The sequence below is a fragment of the Collinsella sp. D33t1_170424_A12 genome (assembly GCF_015554865.1).
Taxonomy (GTDB): domain Bacteria; phylum Actinomycetota; class Coriobacteriia; order Coriobacteriales; family Coriobacteriaceae; genus Collinsella.
On sequence record NZ_JADNJJ010000116.1, the window covers coordinates 1 to 2,172 of the forward strand.

2 protein-coding genes and 1 pseudogene are annotated in these 2,172 nt (G+C 69.0%); all 3 read left to right on the forward strand.

All coding sequences use genetic code 11. The annotated features are described in order from the left end of the window. Positions 1-270, forward strand: a pseudogene (locus tag I2E26_RS05030) (ABC transporter ATP-binding protein); the annotation flags it as partial. Between the two features lie 55 nt (positions 271-325). Further along, the gene (locus tag I2E26_RS05035) at positions 326-1,456 is read left to right on the forward strand and encodes an ABC transporter substrate-binding protein (RefSeq protein ID WP_195419854.1); all 1,131 of its coding nucleotides are present in this window, start codon (positions 326-328) and stop codon (positions 1,454-1,456) included. Positions 1,457-1,595: 139 nt separating this feature from the next. Continuing rightward, positions 1,596-2,168: a nucleoside-triphosphatase gene (locus I2E26_RS05040; RefSeq protein ID WP_195419855.1), complete on the forward strand. Its 573-nt coding sequence runs from the start codon at positions 1,596-1,598 to the stop codon at positions 2,166-2,168. The last annotated feature ends 4 nt before the right edge of the window (positions 2,169-2,172 follow it).

The following is a 2,172-nucleotide window of genomic DNA, read 5'->3' on the forward strand; positions in this document are numbered from 1 at the left end:
GATTACGGCAACACCATGCGCGTGCTCGCCTGCGTGCGCCAGCTGGCGCGCGAGGGCCTCTCCATCGTCCAGTCGACGCACCAGCCCGACCAGGCGTTCCTGTTCGCCGACACGGTGGTGGCCCTCAGCCGCGGCCGCGTGCGCGCGACGGGCGACCCCAAAGATGTGATCTCCAAGGAGCTCGTGGAAGAGCTGTACGGCATCGATGTATCGATCTGCTCCCTATTCGACGACCGCGTGCGCGTGTGCGTGCCGGCGTCGGAGCTATAGAAGCGCATAAGGCGGGGAGGCGCGAAAGCGCATCGTAGGAAAGGAATGGTAGAAGATGCAGAACAAGATGACGCGTCGCCGCTTCGTCGGCGTCGTGGGCGGCTGCGCCGCGGCGGCGGCGCTGGTGCTCGGGCTCGCCGCATGCGGGGCGGCTCCGTCCGCAACCCAGGGATCGGGCAGCGCGGAAGCGTCCGATGCCGCCGAGACCGTGGTGTTCACGGATTCCGCCGGGCGCGACGTCGAGGTGCCCGCCCACGTCGACAAGGTCGTGCCCTCGGGTCATACCGCGACGCAGGTGCTCATCACCATCGCCCCCGAGAAGCTGGCCGGCCTGTCCCAGGAGCTTACCGAGGAGCAGCGCGTCTACCTGGGCGACCGCGTGTCGGCCGACCTGCCCGTGCTGGGCGCCGCCTTCGGCGCGAAGGGCGACCTCAACAAGGAGGCCGTCGCCGCGACGGGCGCCCAGCTCATCGTGGACACGGGCGAGTACAAGGAGGGCATGAAGGAAGACCTCGACGCCCTGCAGGAGCAGCTGGGCATCCCGGTGGTCTTCATCGAGACGAAGCTCGACGAGTGGCCCGCCGCCTACCGCATGCTCGGCGAGCTGCTGGGCGTGAAGGACCGCGGCGAGAAGCTCGCGGCGTATTGCGATACGGCCTACTCCGAGGTTTCCCAGGTGATGGACAAGATTCCCGAGGACCAGCGCGTTTGCGTGCTGTATTGCCTGGGTGCCGGCGGCACGAACGTGATCGCGAGGGGCTCGTTCCAGGCGAACGTGGTGGACATGCTCGCGAACAACGTCGCGGTCGTGGATTCCCCTTCGGGCAAGGGCAACGGCAACGAGTCAAGCCTCGAGCAGATCGCCGCATGGAATCCCGATGCCATCCTGTTCGGGCCCGATAGCATCTACGAGACCGTGTCGAGCGACCCGGCGTGGCAGACGCTGCCCGCCGTGCAGGCCGGCGCCGTCTACAAGGTGCCCACCGAGCCCTACTGCTGGCTCAACTACCCGCCCACCATCAACCAGGTCCTGGGCATGCAGTGGCTGGCGCGCGTGCTGTATCCCGCGCAGTTCGAGGGCAAGGACGGAGCCTACGACGTGGCGAGGTCCTACTACAAGACGTTCTACGGCTACGACCTGTCGCAGGCCGAATACGACCAGCTCACCGGCGCCTCGGTGCGATAAGATTGCCCTAGGCTTTACAAGATGGCGCCCCGCTTCCCGGCGCGGGCGCCGGACGGCCCGTCGCGGGGCCGCGTGCGGACCGAATGGTCCCTGCGCGGCCCATCGCGGCGGGCCGTTTTTCATAACGAGGGGGAGGGACATGCTCTACCTGCTTACAGGCGAGATTCAAACGGGCAAGACCCGCTGGCTCGAGCGGCGCGCGGCGCGGGCGGCCGAGGCGGGCGTTCGGGTGTACGGCGTCCTCGCCCCGGGCGTCTGGCACGAGGACGGCGCCGGCGGCTTCGAGAAGCTCGGGATCGACAACGTGCTGCTTCCCCAAAGCGAGCGAATTCACCTGGCAGACCGACGCGACATAGCGCAGCGCCTGGGTTCGGTGGAGCCCGACGGTCCGTCCGAGCGCGCGCGTCTGGGTTGGGCGATGTCCAACGCGGCGCTCGCGCGCGTCAACGAGCACTTCTCCCGGCTCGCTTGCGAGGCGGCGCAGGTCGCGGGCGCGCGCGGCCTTCTGGTCGTGGACGAGCTCGGGCGCCTCGAGCTGATGCGCGGGGAGGGCCTGACCGCCGCGCTCGATTTGCTCCGGCGCGGTCCGCAGCCGGCATGGGAGGACGCCGTCGTGGTGGTGCGCGCCGGGTTGCTGGACCGCGCGCACGATGCGCTCGACAGCGCGTGGGGCGGGGCCGTCCATGTGCTCCCGGGGTCGCAAAAGCCGTAAAACG